Consider the following 16,918-nt stretch of genomic DNA (forward strand, 5'->3'; position numbering starts at 1 on the left):
AGGCGTCCTCGGTATGCGGGCTGAGCAGGGTTTTGCTACTCGCGCCTGACTGTTCGTGTTCGTGACCGGGCGAGGGCACGATGTTGTTGACCAGTCGCCCGCCCTGCTGGCCCTGCCAGCCGAACGGTTCACCCGCGCTGCGGGCGAGCAGCAGCATTGCGATATCGAGTTCGAATGAGCTCGCGCGGCGGTCGGTTTCACCACTCCAGCGGGCCGCCTCGACCCAGCTCGGCGGGGTCGGGCCGAATTCGGCAGCGGTCAACGGCAGTTTGCCGACGATGGTGGCACCGGCCGCGGTGGCGGGCGGTCGCAGGGCGACGCGTACCGCATCGGGCAACTCGCCGACGCGGGCATCGATTTGCTCGAGCAATGCCGGATCGGTCAGCGTGCGCGCGATATCGGCGGTGGCATCGGGCCGGGCATCGACTGTGACACATATTTCCCGGGCGAGAGCACGTACCGCATGTCCGGCGGTGGTCGGCAGCTCGCGCCGTTCGATATCTAGTGGGTGAAGCGTCTTACGTTCGGAGAGAACGCCTTTCACCAGGAGTCCCTTCTTCGCATCGGGTCGAAAAGCGGGGGTATGACGATTCGATCTGCGAAGCTAGTGGGTCCGGCCGCGTTAAGCAAGGCTTACCTAAGCGAGTCGTAGAAATGCCGAGCGCGTATGACTGGGGTCGAAGCCTGTCGCAGCTAGCTGTAGCTAATTTGCGGCATTGCCTTCGGGGTGGTGACTGGTAGCTGTGGTGCGGCAAAACTCAACGGCCGGAACTCTATTAGGCTAGCCTGTCCTAGCTAGATTCGCTAGGGTTCGCGGTCGCGCGAGGGTAACTCGTCAAGGTTCGAGGAAGGCAGCACCATGGAATGGAATCGACGACAACTCCTGCGATCGGGACTCGGTGTCGGCGCGGTGCTGTTGGCCGCCGCATGTTCGGACGGCGGCAGTTCGGACGGCCCGGCGCGGCGCGGCGGCACCCTGCGGGTCGGTGCGCTCGGCAGCGCGGCGCGAATCGAACGCGATCCGCATGCGAATCTCAGCAATGACAGCGACTTCCTCATCACCTCGCTGGTGTACGACGCGCTCACGGTACCGGGCGCGAACCCGAATGTTGCTGCGCGCCTTTCCAGTCGGTGGGAAGCCGACGCGCAGCGGCGCCGCTGGAGTTTCACCATCGCCGACGGCGCGACCTTCCACGACGGAACCCCGGTCACCTCCGATGATGTGGTGTGGTCGCTGCGCCGCCTGCGGACCGTCGGCGGTGCGTCGAAAATGCCTGCCGCCGTTGAGGACATCACCCCGGACGGTCCGAACCGGGTGGTGATCGCGCTGCCCGAACCGAATTCGCAACTGCCGCTGCTGGTTCGGTTGATGACCTTCACCGTCAAGAAGGACACCACCGATTTCACCAAGGCCATCGGCACCGGACCGTTCCGGTTGGAGTCCTATCAGGGTGGCAATGCCCGGCTGGTGCGCAACGATCGGTGGTACGGTCCGGCGCCACTGCTGGATGCCATCGAGGTCACCATGTTCGACGGCGTGACGGCATTGGGCAATGCGGTGCTCGGCGGGCAGATCGATCTGGCCTCGAATGTCGGTGCGATCGCGGGACGTACCGCCGAGGTGCGCGGTGATCTGCGGGTGGTGCGGCGGTCGAACGACACCGTGGTCGGGGTCGCGATGCGGACCTCCGACGGACCGTTCGCCGATGCGCGGGTGCGCGAGGCTATCCGGTTGGGCGTCGATCGCAAGGCCCTGGTGAATCAGGTGCATTCGGGGTACGGCACCGTCGCGAACGACATCCTGGGTACCGGTGATCCGTTGTACGACAACACTATTGCGCAGCGAACCCGCGAGGTGGACCGGGCCAAGACGCTGCTGCGCGATGCCGGATTCGATACCGGGCGCAGCTACCAGTTCCTCACCAAAGCCGAGGCCCCTGGCGAGGTCGAATCGGCGAAGGTGATCGCCACCCAGCTGGCCGATATCGGGCTGCGCCTCGATGTCGTGACGCAGGAGTCGAATACCTTCTACGACCAGACCTGGTTGAAGGCGCCGTTTTACACCGTCTCCTGGGGCACCAATGATTCCACGCTGTTCTTCGCGACCAAGCTGATGTCCTCGACATCCAATCGCAACGAAACCGCCTTCAAGGATGCCGAATTCGATGCGGCCACAGCGAAAGCGATTGCCGCGTCCAGTGACTCGGAGTACGTGGCAGCCTGCCGTGACGTACAGCGGATCCAGTACGCCCGCGGCGGTTATCTGGTGTGGGGCATGGCCGACGGTATCGATATCGCGACATCCCGGGTGCGCGATGTGCCGACCCTGGGCGGCTTCGCCAGGGTGCAGTTGGAACGGGCCTGGCTCGCGGAGTGATGTCCTTCGCCCGACTCCTCATCCGGCGCGTCCTCCTGCTGGTCGCGCTGCTGGCGACGGTGTTCGCGGCCGTCGATCTGCTGCCGGGCAATTCCGCCCGCGCGGTGCTCGGCCGCGACGCCACCGCGGAGCAGATCGCGGCGAAGGAACACGAACTGGGCCTGGACCGGCCGCTGCCGGTGCGGTTCGTCGAGTGGATATCCGGTGTGGCGACCGGTGATTTCGGCCGCACCGCGCGTGGGCGATCGATCAATGAGCTGCTGGCCGACAAGTTTCCGCCGACGCTGCTGCTCGGCGGGCTCGCCTTCCTGGTGACCGTGGTCGCGTCGCTGCTGCTCGGTGGCTGGTGGGCGACGCGGCGGGGTGCGGCTACTCGGTTCCTGCAGCCGACTACCACTGCGGCGGCGGCGATTCCGGAGTTCGTCATCGCGACCTTGTTGATCCTGGTGTTCTCCCTGGGCGCCGGTTGGTTACCCGCCGTCACCATTACCGGGCGTTCCGGATTTCCGGCCAGTCCGGACATGCTGGTGCTGCCGGTACTCGCACTGGCGATACCGCAGACCGGCTGGAACACCCGGGTGGTGCGCGCGGCCCTGCTCGACTCCGCGCGCTCGCCGCATGTGGAAAGTGCGGTGCTGGACGGACTTTCGACCACCACGGTGCTGACCAGGCATGTGCTGCCGTTCGCGCTGCCGACGATTGTGGCGAGTTTCGCGACCACGGTCGGCATGCTGCTCGGTGGTGCGTTGGTGGTGGAGACCATTTTCAACTACCCGGGACTCGGTGCGGTACTCGCGGGGTCGGTCGCCGATCGGGACACCTCGTTGATCGCCGCGGTGGTCGCGCTGACCGGAATCGTCATCATGGCGATGCTGGCCATGGCGGACGGGATTCGGGCCTGGGCACTGCGGGGGCGGATATGACCGATGTGCAGCGGAATCCAGCGGCTCGGATCGGAAGGTCGCAGATGAAGAGATTCCTCACGGTATTGCCTGCGCTGGTGCTGGTCATCGCTGCCGCGCTCGGGCCGAGTTCGGCGACTCGGCCTGCAGAGGAGGCGGTCGGGATACCGTTCGGGCGGCCGGGCGCGGATACCTTATTGGGCACGGACCGACTCGGACGGGATGTGCTGGCTCAACTGCTCTATGGCGGTTGGGGTCTGCTGTTGCTGGCGGGTGTGATCGCGGTCGCGGTGACCGGGTTGTCGTGCGTGCTCGGCGCGATCGCGGCACTGCGTCCTCGGGTCGGTGCGTTGATCGAGGGCGTCGCCGATTTCGCCATCCTGCTCCCGGCCGTACTCGGGATCCTGCTGGTGCTGACGGCCTGGCCGGATGCGGGCGTCTACGGGCTCGTCGTGGTGGCTCTGCTCTTCGGAACTCCATACTGCGCAAGAGTTTTCGCGGCGGCCGCAACGGGCGTCGCTGCGAGCGGCTATGTCGAGGCCGCCCAGGCGAGCGGTGAAACTCTGCCGCACTTGGTCTTCCGTGAAGTGATTCCGAATCTGCGCGAGGTCTTGGCCGCGCAACTCGGTCTTCGCTTCGTAGAGGGCGTGTATGTGGTCAGCACCGCATCGTTCCTCCAACTGCCGACCACGCTCGGCGCGAGCAACTGGGCGGTCATGGTGCGCGAGAACTCCTCCGGCATGCTCCTCAACCCCTGGTCCGTGCTGGCTCCGAGCCTGGCGATCGCGGTGGTCGCGGTCAGTGTGAATCTCGCGGTGACCTCGTTCGATCAGCACCGTCCGCGCCGCTGGGCTGTTCGAAGGACGCGCGGTTCCGAGCCGCTGGGACCGGCCGGTGCGGAGTTGCCGGTCGCAGGCAATGCGATGGAGGAGCGGGGATGAATGCGTCTGTCGTCGTCGATGCGCTGACCGTGTGCGGATCGAATGGTCGGGAGTTGTTCGAGCCCACCAGTTTCAGCGTCGCGGCGGGTAAGGTCACCGCCCTGACCGGCCCGTCGGGATCGGGCAAGACCACGTTGATGCGGGCACTGCTCGGGCATCTGCCAACGGGCGCGCGGCGGTCCGCGGGTTCGGCCGTGATAGCGGGGCAGGACGTATTCGCGTTGAATCCTGGCGCACTGCAACGGTTCCGGCGTGACCACATCGCCTATGTCGGACAGGATCCTGGTTCGGCCCTCAATCCGTTGATGCGTGTGCGTTCCCTGCTGAACGAGGTTCGCCACCCCGCTGCCGCCGTGCCCGAAGCCCTGGAGTTGGTCGGCCTATCCGACGAACACCTGCGCCGCCGACCCGGCGAACTCTCCGGCGGTCAGCAGCGCCGAGTGGCCCTTGCGCGTGCGCTGGTTCGCCACACCGGGATCCTCATTCTCGACGAGCCTCTTGCCGGGCTGCACGGTTCCCTCCGCACCGATATCGCCCGTCTGCTGGCCGATATCGCCGCACAGCGCTCTGCCGCGATCTTGCTGTCCGGGCACGACACCGCGACTATTCATGCGATCGCCGATGAGGTGGTCGAGTTGGGTGCGGTGCATACCGATGTAATCAGCCGCACACCTGTGCCGACTCTTTCGGGGATATCGAAATCACCGCAATCGAACGGGGGTGCCGCATCGATCGTGCGGGTGGCGATGGCTCCGAAGATGCCGCTCGGCCGAGCGGCCGACACCGGGGTCTCGGCTCTGCAGCCCAGCGAAGGACAGGGTGCGGTAGCTGTGCGCGCCAGGACGGTCGAGTTGGTTGCGGAACCCGTCCTGCGCGGCCAGGACATCGGTGCCTCGATCGACGGGCACGAGGTATTGGCGGACATCGATTTCGTGCTGCCGGGCGGCGCCGCACTGGCCATTGTCGGGGCGTCAGGAGCTGGAAAGACCACTCTCGCACGGGTTATCGCCGGTCTGCACCGGGAAGCGACCGGATCGCTGGAACTGCGAAGTGAGTCGATCCCGATCGGGCCCCGTCGACGAGCTCGCAATGGCCGCAATGGTATTCAGCTGGTCACCCAGAACCCGCGGTCCGCGCTCAATCCCCGTCGCACCGTCGCCCAGACGCTCGGCCGTCCGCTGCGCCGAATCGGAGGTGTACCGAAACGACAACTGGCGCAGCGCATTACCGACCTACTCGACTCGGTCGAACTCGCACCGGAGCTCGCCATCCGCTACCCGCACGAACTCTCCGGCGGCCAACGCCAGCGGGTGGCACTCGCCAGAGCGCTCGCGGCCGAACCAGCCGTGCTGGTCTGTGATGAGATCACCTCGGCCCTGGACCACAACACCGCCGTCTCGATCATGACCCTGCTGGACCGCATCCGCGCCGAACACGACACCGGCCTGCTCGTCATCACCCACGACATGACGCTGGTCACCGGACACTGCTCCCACCTCGTCGTCCTCGACCACGGCCGCATTGTCGAATCCGGCTCGGCGACAGCGGTCCTCACCGCCCCGGCGCACACCGCGACCCGCGAACTTCTCGGCTAGGCGTTTCCCGCACACAGTTTGTGCGCGACGCACAGTAGTGCTGCGAGGACGAATCGGCGGCGGCGTAATCGGCGATCTGCTCGGTAATCTCGGAATACGGAGCGCGTGACCACCAGGCATGCGGGGTCTGCAGGGGAGGGACACATGGCGCTGGGCTTGCCGCGACGCGTGTATCGCGGGGGTGGTCATTCGGATCGGGATGATGGAGGAATGCTCGCGAAGCTGACCGGCGTGTTGGTCGCCGCAATGGTGATTCTTGTACTCGCCGGTTGCGGCGCCGAACGCAATCTGCCGCCCATTCCCGAGGGCATCCCGCCCGGTCCCGGTACTCCGCTACCGCTGATCGATCTGGATGCGCCCGGCCGCACCGCCGTGCAATTACGCGACTGGGCCGACGAACAATCCGACAAACTCGGCATTCCGAGTGTCTCGCTGGAGGCGTACGGCTATGCCGCGGCGATCCTGGGCCGGTCCCGGCCGGACTGCGGGATCGCCTGGACCACCATCGCGGGGATCGCCAGTGTGGAGAGTAAGCACGGGACCCATCGCGGTTCGGCGGTCGATGCGGATGGCACTGTGCGCCCGCCGATCATCGGCATCCCGCTGGACGGTGCGCCGGGCGTGGCACTGGTCAAGGACACCGACGGCGGCAAGCTCGACGGCGACCCGGAGTTCGACAGGGCGCTCGGCCCACTGCAATTCATTCCGGAGACCTGGAAGCGCTGGGGTGTCGACGCCAATGGCGACGGCGTCGCCGATCCGCAGAATATCGATGACGCCGCTCTCACCGCGGCCCGCTACCTGTGTGCGAGCGGCGGCGATCTGACCTCCGAGCGCGGCTGGCAGCAGGCTCTGTTGACCTACAACCAGTCGAATGCCTATCTATTGACCGTCCGTGATCGCGCCGCCGCGTACAGCGTCGGGCGTCGGGCATGAGCACCCGTTGGAGGAAACAACGGGTGCTTACCGCGACAGTGCGAAGCGATTCGTCGGAGTGCCGGTTACTGCGCAATGCGTGAGGACGCTAGGCTCGCAGACGCACGGCCCTTCCCGTCAGACCTACCGTGCCAACAGCCGAAGGAGTGTCGTTTTCGTGGCCATCATCGAACAGGTCGGAGCTCGCGAGATCCTGGATTCCCGCGGAAACCCCACTGTCGAGGTCGAGATCGCCCTCGACGACGGCACCCTGACCCGGGCTGCCGTGCCCTCCGGTGCCTCCACCGGTGAACACGAGGCCGTCGAACTGCGCGACGGCGGCGAGCGCTACGGCGGCAAGGGTGTGCAGAAGGCCGTCGAGGGTGTGCTCGACGAGATCGCGCCCGCCGTCATCGGCCTCGACGCGGTCGAGCAGCGCACCGTCGACCAGGTCCTGCTGGATCTGGACGGCACTCCGGACAAATCCCGCCTCGGTGCGAACGCCCTGCTCGGCGTCTCGCTCGCGGTGGCCCGCGCCGCCGCCGAATCCTCGGGCTTGGAGCTGTTCCGCTACCTGGGCGGCCCGAACGCGCATGTGCTCCCGGTGCCGATGATGAACATCCTCAACGGTGGCGCACACGCGGACAGCGGCGTCGATGTCCAGGAGTTCATGGTCGCCCCGATCGGCGCGACCACCTTCAAGGAGTCGCTGCGCTGGGGCGCCGAGGTGTACCACGCGCTGAAGTCGGTGCTGAAGTCCAAGGGCCTGTCCACCGGTCTCGGTGACGAGGGTGGTTTCGCGCCGTCCGTCGCGGGCACCAAGGAAGCGCTCGACCTGATCGGTGTCGCCATCGCGAAGACCGGCCTGAAGCTGGGCACCGATGTCGCGCTCGCGCTCGATGTCGCGGCCACCGAGTTCTACACCGCGGGCAGTGGTTACAAGTTCGAGGGCAGCGTCCGCTCGGCCGCCGATATGGCGCAGTTCTACGCCGAACTGCTCACCGCTTACCCGCTGGTCTCCATCGAGGACCCGCTGTCGGAGGACGACTGGGACGGCTGGGTCGCGCTGACCGACCAGATCGGCGACAAGGTGCAGTTGGTCGGCGACGACCTGTTCGTCACCAACCCGGAGCGCCTGGAGGAGGGCATCACCAAGGGCGCGGCCAATGCGCTACTGGTGAAGGTCAACCAGATCGGCACGCTCACCGAGACTTTGGATGCCGTCGAGCTCGCGCACCGCAACGGCTACAAGACGATGATGAGCCACCGCTCCGGCGAGACCGAGGACACCACCATCGCCGACCTGGCCGTCGCGGTCGGCAGCGGTCAGATCAAGACCGGCGCCCCGGCGCGCAGCGAGCGCGTCGCCAAGTACAACCAGCTGCTGCGCATCGAGGATGCGCTCGGCGATTCCGCACGGTACGCGGGTGACGTCGCGTTCCCGCGGTTCGCGTTCGAAGGCTAGTCAGCTAGGGGAGCGGTATGACAGAGCGACGTGCGCGTGGATCCAGTCCGGCTGGACGCGGGAACCGCCGCACGTCGCGCTCTGCCAGATCGCGCCCGGCCGCCGAATCGCCGGCGGCCGCACCGAAGCGGACGACCCGCAGGCGGTCCGAATCCGCCGAGAAGGCCAAGTCGCAGAAGACAGGGCTGCGCTCCGGCGGGCACGAGGACAGGCATGATCGCACGATCCTGGGCCTGTCCACCGGTAAGGCGGTCATCCTGGCCATTGTCGTGGGCGCACTCGCGCTGACGCTGGCCGTGCCGCTGCGCACCTATTTCACCCAGCGCGCCGAGGCCGCGCACCTGGCGCAGGAGCGCATCGAACTCGAGGCCGATCTCGCCAAGTTGCGGGATCGCCGTGCGCAGCAACAGGATCCGGCCTACGTCCGCTCCGAGGCCAGGGACCGGTTACGGCTGGTCATGCCGGGTGAGACGCCCTATATCGTCCAGGTGCCGGGCATCGAAGCTCCCGCGCCGCCCGCCGCACCGACCCAGTCGAAGGCGCCCGAGCCCTGGTACACCGAACTGTGGCGCAGTATTTCGCAACCGCAGCAGGCCCCGGCGCCCGAGGCCGCACCGGCCGGGCCGCCCGCCGCGCCGCAGCCAGCACCGGAAGGACCCAGGTGACCGCACCGAACGACCGCGATCTCGAGATCATCGCCAAGCAGCTGGGACGCGAACCGCGTGGCGTACTCGCCGTCGCTTACCGCACCCCGGACGGGCTGCCCGCGGTGGTCAAGACCGCGCCGCGGCTGCCCGACGGCACCCCCTTCCCGACTCTCTACTACCTGACCGATCCCCGCCTCACCGCAGAGGCGAGCAGGCAGGAATCCGCGGGCGTCATGCGGGAAATGACCGAACGCCTCGCCACCGACCCGGAATTGGCCGCCGCCTATCGCGCCGCCCACGAGAGCTATCTGGCCGAGCGCAATGAAATCGAATCGCTCGGAACCGATTTCACCGGCGGCGGCATGCCCGAACGAGTGAAATGCCTGCACGTCCTGATCGCCCACGCCCTCGCCAAGGGCCCAGGCGTCAACCCCTTCGGCGACGAAGCAGTAGCCATGGCCGCGGACCACGGCCTCCGCGGCACCGCAATCCCCGCCGACTGGCCGAAATACGAGCCGCCCCACACCCCGGAAATGAGCGGAGCTGAGCAATGAGTGATCGGGTAGCGGCTGTCGACTGCGGGACGAATTCGATTCGACTATTGATCGCCGAGGTGCTCGGCGACGGGCGGTTGGCGGATGTGCATCGGGAGATGCGCATCGTGCGGCTGGGGCAGGGGGTGGATGCGACGGGGGCACTTGCGCCGGAGGCGATCGAGCGCACCAGGGTTGCGCTCGCCGATTATGTCGCGCTGATGCGGGAGGCGGGGGTCGGTCGGGTGCGGATGGTCGCTACCTCCGCGACGCGCGATGCCGCCAACCGCGAGGATTTCTTCGCCATGGCCCGTGCCGAACTCGGCACTGTGGTGGCGGGTGCGGAGGCCGAGGTGATCACCGGTGACGAGGAGGCGCGGCTGTCCTTCACCGGTGCCGTCGGCGAATTGGCCAGCGAGGCAGGGCCTTTCGTTGTCGTCGATCTCGGCGGCGGTTCCACCGAACTCGTCGTCGGCGACAGCGATGGTGTGCGGGCCGCATTCTCCGCCGATATCGGCTGTGTCCGCATTACCGAACGGTGCCTGCCCGGCAATCCACCGACCGCCGAACAGGTCGCCGCCGCACGGGAATTCGCCACCGAACGACTGGATGAGGCCTTCGCCAAGGTCCCCGTCGACGGCGCGCACACCTGGGTCGGCGTTGCGGGCACCATGACCACGATCGCCGCCGTCGCCCTCGATCTGCCCGAATACGATTCGGCGCGAGTCCATCTCACCAGCCTCACCCTGGACCAGGTGCGCGAGGTCTGCGATCGCCTGATCGGTATGAACCACGACGAACGCGCCGCACTCGGCCCCATGCATCCCGGCCGCGTCGATGTGATCGGCGGCGGCGCCGTCATCACCGAGGTGCTCGCCTACGAACTGTCCCGCCGCGCCGACATATCCGCCCTCATCGTCAGCGAACACGACATCCTCGACGGCATCGCCCTGTCCATAGCCTGAGCCTGGTCACTCCACCTCGTCGAGCGGGGCAGCCCAGGTATTGCACGATGACGTCGAAGCGCCGCGGTAACCGGCTTCGACCCAGCGTCGGCTGTTCACGCCGGTACCGTGGGTCGGATCCTCCTCGGTATCGGATTGGATATCGATCAGATCCACGGCCTCGGCCGGGGTCAGCATCCCGCCGGCCTGCGCTGCCGCCAGCATCACTCCGGCCAGGCACTGGGCCTGGAGTTCGATGCGTCGGCTGAGTTCCAGTCCGAGCGGCGACTTCTCGCCCGCGGTATCGATATCCCGATCGGCGCTACGCAGGATGCCGGTGGAGGACTGCAGGTGGTGGCCGTACTCGTGCATCACTACGAACATCAGGTACTGCCCGAGTTGCGAACCCCAACCCCGATGGATCGGATCGTCGGTCGGCCAGTACACATTGCCGCCGCAATAGAACGCGGGATCCGTGGACTGGACCTGTTTCGAGCAGCCGGTCGTCACGTTGTCGACCACGACGAGTTGCAGCGGTGCGAGGCTCATACCCGCGGCGCGCAGGGCCGGATCCCAGGCCTTCGTCAAGCAGTCCAGCTCGGTCTGCACGAATTGCCGCTGGCCCGCCGCGCTCATCTCGATCGGCGGCAGCTGACACCGCAGCAGGGGCAAGCGCAGCTCGGCGTGCAGCGTATTGGCCGTCAGCGGAGGTTCCTGCAGCGCGCCGACGACGGGCTCGGCGTCCACCGCGGATACCGACGCGCACCCGGTGCCGAGCAGCGACACCAGCGCGCCGATCACGGCGAGAAGCAGCGCCGCATGGGCGCTCGAGCGCTTCATCAGGTTCCCCCGTCCAGCCAACAAACGAGGTTTCCCCGTCCAGCGAGGCGAACTTTACCGGGAAGTTCTCCGGTTTTCTCGTCGAGTGCTGTGCGTCACCGATCGCGGTCGACGAATATTCGACGTTGCCTCAAAGTTGCTGACTAGGCGCACTGAAGCGATATTTCCAAGATGGACGTACTGGTTGGCGGATTGCTCGGACGGCCGCTCTGGCATGCTCGGCTATATCGGCCGTGAGCAGGGAAACTTTGTTCAGGATGCCGGGAATTCCCCGCCTATATGGGATGGTCTGAGCATGTCCGACGCAGCAATGGCGGAGCAACCGGTTCGGGAGCGGAGTCTGTTCGGTCATCCCATCGGGTTGGCCAACCTCTTCGGAGTCGAACTCTGGGAGCGCTTCTCGTTCTACGGAATGCTCACCATCCTCGGGTACTACCTCTATTACTCGACGACCGAGGGCGGACTTGGACTATCGCAGAGCACCGGCGTCGGGATCGTCGGCGCGTACGGCGGGCTGGTGTATCTGTCCACGGTGCTCGGCGGGTGGATCGCAGACCGGTTGATCGGCATGGAGCGCACCGTCTTCTACGGCGGCATCGTGGTGGTGGCCGGGCATATCGCGTTGGCGATTCTGCCCGGACTGAGTGGTGTCGGAGTCGGCCTGGTGCTGGTCGCGCTCGGCAGCGGCGGACTGAAGGCCAATGCGTCCTCGCTGCTCGGCACCCTCTACCGGCCGGGTGATCCGCGCTTCGACGGCGGCTTCACGCTGTTCTATCTGGGCATCAACCTCGGTGCGTTCGTCGGTCCGCTGCTCACCGGTCTGCTGCAACGGAATTGGGGCTTTCACTACGGTTTCGGTGCGGCCGCGGTCGGCATGGCGCTGGGGCTGACGCAGTACGTGGTGTTCCGGCGCAACCTCGGTACCGCGGGCAGGCATGTGCCCAACCCGTTGCCGCGCAACGCCGTCGGACCGATCCTCGGCATCGTGGCCGGTGCGGCCATCATGGTCGCGCTGGCATTGATCACCGGCCTGGTGAACCTGGACAACCTCTCCGAGGTCACCACCGGCGTCATCATCGCGGCCTCGCTCGCCTACTTCGTACTCATGCTCACCAGCGCCAAGGTGACCCCCGTCGAGCGCAGCCGGGTCCGCGCCTTCATTCCGCTGTTCATCGCGAATGCGGTTTTCTGGTCGCTGTTCCAGCAGATCTTCACGGTCCTCGCGGTGTACTCCGATGAGCGGATGAAGTGGACCATCTTCGGCTGGACCGCGCCGTCGAACTGGATCGGTTCGGTCGAGCCGGTGTGGATCATCTGCCTGTCGCCGCTGTTCGCGCTGATGTGGACCAAGCTGGGCAATCGCGCGCCGAGCACACCACACAAATTCGCCCTCGGCGTCATCGGCATGGGGCTGGCGTTCTGGTTGTTCGTGCTGTTCTCGGGGAGCAGCGGCAAATCGGTGCCTGCGCTGGCGGTACTGCTCATCATGGGCGCATTCGCGGTCTCCGAACTGCTGCTTTCCCCGATCGGCCTCTCGGTCACCACGCAGTTGGCGCCCGAGGCGTTCCGGGCCCAGATGATGGCGCTGTACTTCTTCTCCGTTGGCATCGGAACCTCGATGTCCGGTACTTTGGCTCGGTTCTATGACGCGGACCACGAATTCGCGTACTTCGGCATCACCGGAGCAGTAGCGATCTGTGCCGGTCTGATCGTCGTCGCACTCACACCATGGGTGAGCCGACATATGGCCGGTGTGCACTAGACGGAGAACCCGTCGACGACAGCAAGGAGACAGTGTTGGCGACCCCAGGAACTCGATGGGGCGGTCTGTTCCGCACCAAATCGGTCGAGCAGTCCATCCGGGACACCGACGAACCCGATTCGAAACTGCGTAAGGATCTGACCGCCTGGGATCTCACCGTCTTCGGTGTCGCCGTGGTCGTCGGTGCGGGCATCTTCACGCTCACCGCGCGGACCGCGGGCAACGTCGCCGGACCTTCGGTTTCCCTCGCGTTCGTCTTCGCCGCCGTCGCCTGCGGGTTGACCGCGCTGTGCTACGCCGAATTCGCCTCGACGGTTCCGGTTGCCGGCAGCGCGTACACGTTCTCCTACGCCACCTTCGGCGAGCTCGTCGCATGGATCATCGGCTGGGATCTGATCCTGGAGTTCGCGCTCGCGGTGTCGGTGGTCGCCAAGGGGTGGTCGCAATACCTCGGTGAGGTGATGGGATCGCATTCGCCGATCGTGCATCTGGGTCCGATCGACTTCGACTGGGGTGCGGTACTTCTCATCTCGGTTCTTGGTGTGCTGCTGGCGGTCGGCACCAAGGTGTCGTCGCGGGTTTCGGCGGTGGCCGTCGCCATCAAGCTGGGCGTTATCGCGGTGGTTCTCGTTGTCGGCGCCACCTACTTCGACAAGTCGAACCTGACGCCCTACATCCCGCCGTCGCAGTCCGGCGCGGAAGGGGAGGGACTGCACCAGTCGCTGTTCTCCTATTTCACCGGTGCCGGTCACAGCACCTTCGGCTGGTACGGCCTGCTCGCCGCGGCCAGCCTGGTGTTCTTCGCGTTCATCGGATTCGATGTCGTCGCGACCACGGCGGAGGAGACGAAGAATCCGCAGCGCTCGGTGCCGCGCGGCATTCTCGGCTCGCTGGTGATCGTCACGATTCTCTATGTCGCGGTATCGCTGATCCTTACCGGAATGGTGCCCTACACCGCGCTGTCCGGTGACCGCGCAACGCTCGCAACGGCTTTCGCGCAGCACGGCGCCACCTGGACCAAGAACATCATCTCCATCGGCGCGCTCGCCGGACTCACCACGGTCGTCATGGTGATGTTCCTCGGACAGACCCGCGTGCTGTTCGCCATGTCGCGTGACGGACTGATGCCGCGTCAGCTCGCACACACCGGCAAGAACGGCACTCCGGTTCGGCTGACCATCGTGGTCGGCGTCGTCTGCGCCGCGCTCGCCGGTTTCGTGGACTTCGGCACCCTCGAGGAGATGGTCAATATCGGCACCCTCTTCGCCTTCGTCCTGGTCGCCATCGGCGTCCTCATCCTGCGCCGCACCCGCCCCGAACTCCCGCGCGGCTTCCGCGTGCCCTTGGTCCCGCTCGTCCCCATCCTCGGCGTGCTCGCCTGCCTGTGGCTGATGCTCAACCTCTCGGTCGAAACCTGGCTGCGCTTCCTCGTCTGGATGGCCCTCGGCCTGATCGTCTACTTCGCCTACGGCCGGCGCCACTCCGTCCTCGCCAACCGGCCGGCGAATTCCTCCGACGGCACCGCATCGGTCGCCGCTCATGACGGCACCTGACTGCGCAAGGCGGCATTACTCTGGCCACCACCGGAGATGCACTAGCCTGCAGAACAGAATTCCGGTACGGCAGTACGAGTCGGTACGCTGACCGGGCGCCCCTATAGCCCAATTGGCAGAGGCAGCAGACTTAAAATCTGCAAAGTGTCGGTTCGAGTCCGACTGGGGGCACGTACAACATCGGCACATGCACCAACATCTGTGGCCTGAACAGGCGATTCTTGCGGAGCGGTCATGATGCTGCTGATCGATGTCGCGGTGTGGGCGACCGGGGGAGTTGCTCGGCGGGCAGTTCGGGATTCGACGGGCGATCACGCAGACCGGGCCGGATCCAGTCTTGGCGAGCTGCTGGCATTCGCGACCTCATGCGGCGCTGCGGCTGCCGTGCGGGCCGGATGATTGCTGGCGGGCAGCTGTCCGGACACGGCAGGGTCAGTGGAGCGGTCCCTTGTCTGCGGGCGGCAAGCTGTGCAGCACCGTGCGTACGATGCCGGGCACCTGGTCGTCGAGTTCGGCGGGTATCGGCCGGTTGGTCGTGAGATATCGCCGCACCGCGGCGTAGGGCAGGTCGATCACGGCGAGGGCGATCGTGGCCGTGGACAGTCCGGTTTCGGCACGTAACGCGTGGACGAGTCCGCGGATCGCGGTGTCCCACCGAGCGGATTCGTTGTCGCGCTCCTCGCAGGCGGCGCCGGGCCAGCTCTGGGGTGCAAAGCTGTGGACTCCTGCCAGCAGCACCTGCGCATCGAGTGGGTTGCTCCGGCACCACGTCACGACATGGCCGGCGACCGCGGCTGCGGCCTCGACCGGATCGTGCTTGCCGAACAAGACGTAAGCGTCCTGGTGCAAGCGCCCGACGGCCCTGTTCCACAGGGCAGCCAGCAACGAGGGACGGTCCGGAAAGCGGTGGTAGACCGATCCGCTCGGCGCGCCCGATTCCCGGATCACACCGACCATCGTGACGCCCGCCACGCCGTCGGTAGCCAGCAGTCGCGCTGCGGCGTCGAGAATCGCCGCGGTGTCATGTACGAATCTCGCCACGGGTGTAGAGATTACTCTCTAGAAATTTGTAGAGTGAGATCTCTACAACGATGAGAGGGCAACAATGACCATCACTTCCGAAGACGTTTACAAACTTGCTCCGTTCGTGCGCACCCTCGGCGTGGAGTTCACCGAACTCACATCGGCTGTGGTGGCTGCCCGCCTGGACTACGCCGTCGAGCTGTCGACAACCGGGGGAGGTTTGCACGGCGGCGCACTGATGGGGTTGGCCGATGCCGCGGCCGCGGTGTGCGCGGTTCTCAACGCCGCGCCGGGAGCGTTGCCCGCGACGACCGATTCGACAACGCACTTCCTGCGTCCGGTCCGAGGGGCGGCGCACGCGGTCGCCGAGCCGATACGCGCCAGCCGCACCGCTGTGGTGGTCGGGGTAAAGGTCGTCGACGAATCCGGCGAGCTGTGCGTCCATGTGATCCAAACGGTGCAGACACGCGGTCCGGCCGCTGCTGGGTGAGACACCGGAACATCGTGCCCGGCCCGGGGAATCGCATCCTTTCCGATCGGATCGATCGGCTGATCATCGAACGTCTGTATTCCGCTGTATTCCGCGCAGAGCACTGGTGATCTGGCTGTTCGCGTATCGTCGTGGACGATTGTCTATCTACTCGCGGGGTATCTCATCCTTGCCTCGATCGGACGAGCGCCCCTCGATGAAAAACGCATCCGCGAGCTCGTTGCAGTGCTCATACCCTGAATTAACGGCGATCCCGACAACGTATTTGCCGCCATATGCGGCGTGAACGCTTTGCTCACAAATGCGGCAAATCGGTCGGGATGCAATCGGTTGACGTGTCTGTTGCGAATCCCAGAGGACAGTTGTTTTAGAGTAGGGGATGTCCGGTATGTCCACAGTCGGTATATCGGTGGTTCGGGGGGTTGTTCTGGCGGCGGGGCCGCCGGGAATTGTTTTGCATTCGTTACAGCGACCTCCGCGCGGGGGTGCGGTCGGCGCTGCGATCACCGGTGCGCTGGACGGTGCGGCCGACGAATCGGGTAACGATGCCGAGGGTGGCGACGATGCCATCGTGTACCAGGCGGTATCCGAGCGGCGGGCGATCGTATCGCAGCTGACGGCGGGGAAGTGGGCGTCGTCGCAGGTCTCGGATGGTTCGGAGCTGGCTGTGCTGGCCAGGGAGGAGCACGGACTCGAACTATTCGAGACCGTGCGCGTGTTGGAGATCGTGGACGGCCAGACCTTGTTCTTGCTCGTCGGTCCGGCGCGCGACACCGTATCGGCAGCCGGTGCTCGCGCTTATTGAGTTCCTGAAACGAACGATATAAGCGGAGGTCGAAGTGGACCAGTCGAAGAGTGGTACCGATAGCAGTCCGAACCGGTCTGAATCGTTGCAAACCGGCTCATTCCGCTCTTCCGGAAACCCGGATTC

The 16,918-nt window shown here is 65.9% G+C and carries 16 protein-coding genes, 1 tRNA gene and 1 pseudogene; 15 read left to right on the top strand and 3 right to left on the bottom strand.

The window, feature by feature from the left end:
• Window positions 1-544, bottom strand: a pseudogene (locus ON44_RS16235) (TauD/TfdA family dioxygenase); the annotation flags it as partial.
• 315 nt (window positions 545-859) lie between these two features.
• On the opposite strand from ON44_RS16235, the gene ON44_RS16240 reads away from it, so the two are divergent.
• The 9 genes from ON44_RS16240 (at window position 860) to ON44_RS16280 (ending at window position 10,340) form a co-directional block, all read left to right on the top strand.
• Complete coding sequence (locus tag ON44_RS16240) at window positions 860-2,377, top strand: ABC transporter substrate-binding protein (protein WP_040690837.1); 1,518 nt, start codon at window positions 860-862, stop codon at window positions 2,375-2,377.
• Window positions 2,377-3,300: an ABC transporter permease gene (locus ON44_RS16245; RefSeq protein WP_040690878.1), complete on the top strand. Its 924-nt coding sequence runs from the start codon at window positions 2,377-2,379 to the stop codon at window positions 3,298-3,300. The genes ON44_RS16240 and ON44_RS16245 overlap by 1 nt, the downstream gene beginning before the upstream one ends.
• A 44-nt stretch (window positions 3,301-3,344) precedes the next feature.
• Entirely contained in the window at window positions 3,345-4,220 is an 876-nt protein-coding gene (locus ON44_RS16250) for an ABC transporter permease (protein ID WP_083897919.1), read from the top strand.
• Complete coding sequence (locus tag ON44_RS16255) at window positions 4,217-5,815, top strand: ABC transporter ATP-binding protein (protein ID WP_051182086.1); 1,599 nt, start codon at window positions 4,217-4,219, stop codon at window positions 5,813-5,815. Before ON44_RS16250 ends, ON44_RS16255 begins: the two co-directional genes overlap by 4 nt.
• 210 nt (window positions 5,816-6,025) lie before the next feature.
• Complete coding sequence (locus ON44_RS16260; protein ID WP_040690838.1) at window positions 6,026-6,751, top strand: lytic transglycosylase domain-containing protein; 726 nt, start codon at window positions 6,026-6,028, stop codon at window positions 6,749-6,751.
• A 157-nt stretch (window positions 6,752-6,908) separates the two neighbouring features.
• Window positions 6,909-8,195, top strand: coding sequence for a phosphopyruvate hydratase (gene eno / locus ON44_RS16265; protein WP_040690840.1), 1,287 nt, complete (start codon window positions 6,909-6,911; stop codon window positions 8,193-8,195).
• A 17-nt stretch (window positions 8,196-8,212) separates the two neighbouring features.
• Window positions 8,213-8,860, top strand: coding sequence for an FtsB family cell division protein (locus ON44_RS16270; protein ID WP_040690841.1), 648 nt, complete (start codon window positions 8,213-8,215; stop codon window positions 8,858-8,860).
• Complete coding sequence (locus ON44_RS16275) at window positions 8,857-9,396, top strand: DUF501 domain-containing protein (RefSeq protein WP_040690843.1); 540 nt, start codon at window positions 8,857-8,859, stop codon at window positions 9,394-9,396. The genes ON44_RS16270 and ON44_RS16275 overlap by 4 nt, the downstream gene beginning before the upstream one ends.
• Window positions 9,393-10,340, top strand: coding sequence for a Ppx/GppA phosphatase family protein (locus ON44_RS16280; RefSeq protein ID WP_040690846.1), 948 nt, complete (start codon window positions 9,393-9,395; stop codon window positions 10,338-10,340). The genes ON44_RS16275 and ON44_RS16280 overlap by 4 nt, the downstream gene beginning before the upstream one ends.
• A 6-nt stretch (window positions 10,341-10,346) precedes the next feature.
• Here the strand turns inward: ON44_RS16280 and ON44_RS16285 are convergent, their stop codons facing one another.
• Window positions 10,347-11,159, bottom strand: a complete 813-nt coding sequence (locus ON44_RS16285; RefSeq protein ID WP_040690848.1) for a neutral zinc metallopeptidase — start codon at window positions 11,157-11,159, stop codon at window positions 10,347-10,349.
• A 295-nt stretch (window positions 11,160-11,454) separates the two neighbouring features.
• On the opposite strand from ON44_RS16285, the gene ON44_RS16290 reads away from it, so the two are divergent.
• From ON44_RS16290 to ON44_RS50250, 4 genes are all read left to right on the top strand, one after another.
• Entirely contained in the window at window positions 11,455-12,921 is a 1,467-nt protein-coding gene (locus ON44_RS16290) for a peptide MFS transporter (RefSeq protein WP_083897920.1), read from the top strand.
• Complete coding sequence (locus ON44_RS16295) at window positions 12,888-14,474, top strand: amino acid permease (protein WP_083897917.1); 1,587 nt, start codon at window positions 12,888-12,890, stop codon at window positions 14,472-14,474. The genes ON44_RS16290 and ON44_RS16295 overlap by 34 nt, the downstream gene beginning before the upstream one ends.
• A gap of 97 nt (window positions 14,475-14,571) precedes the next feature.
• Window positions 14,572-14,645 (top strand) — tRNA-Leu (locus ON44_RS16300).
• A gap of 63 nt (window positions 14,646-14,708) precedes the next feature.
• The gene (locus ON44_RS50250; RefSeq protein ID WP_157187180.1) at window positions 14,709-14,873 is read left to right on the top strand and encodes a hypothetical protein; all 165 of its coding nucleotides are present in this window, start codon (window positions 14,709-14,711) and stop codon (window positions 14,871-14,873) included.
• 33 nt (window positions 14,874-14,906) lie between these two features.
• Here ON44_RS50250 and ON44_RS16305 read toward each other — a convergent pair whose 3' ends face one another.
• On the bottom strand, window positions 14,907-15,515 hold the full coding sequence (locus ON44_RS16305) for a TetR/AcrR family transcriptional regulator (protein ID WP_051182087.1): 609 nt from the start codon (window positions 15,513-15,515) through the stop codon (window positions 14,907-14,909).
• A gap of 64 nt (window positions 15,516-15,579) precedes the next feature.
• Between ON44_RS16305 and ON44_RS16310 the strand changes: the two genes are divergently transcribed.
• Together ON44_RS16310 and ON44_RS16315 are read left to right on the top strand one after the other, a co-directional pair.
• Window positions 15,580-15,987 (top strand): PaaI family thioesterase, encoded by a 408-nt coding sequence (locus ON44_RS16310; protein WP_040690851.1) that lies wholly within the window; start codon window positions 15,580-15,582, stop codon window positions 15,985-15,987.
• Window positions 15,988-16,375: 388 nt separating this feature from the next.
• Complete coding sequence (locus tag ON44_RS16315) at window positions 16,376-16,792, top strand: hypothetical protein (protein WP_157187181.1); 417 nt, start codon at window positions 16,376-16,378, stop codon at window positions 16,790-16,792.
• The last annotated feature ends 126 nt before the right edge of the window (window positions 16,793-16,918 follow it).

It is taken from the genome of Nocardia vinacea NBRC 16497 (assembly GCF_000308835.1).
In the GTDB taxonomy this organism is placed as follows: Bacteria; Actinomycetota; Actinomycetes; order Mycobacteriales; family Mycobacteriaceae; genus Nocardia; species Nocardia vinacea.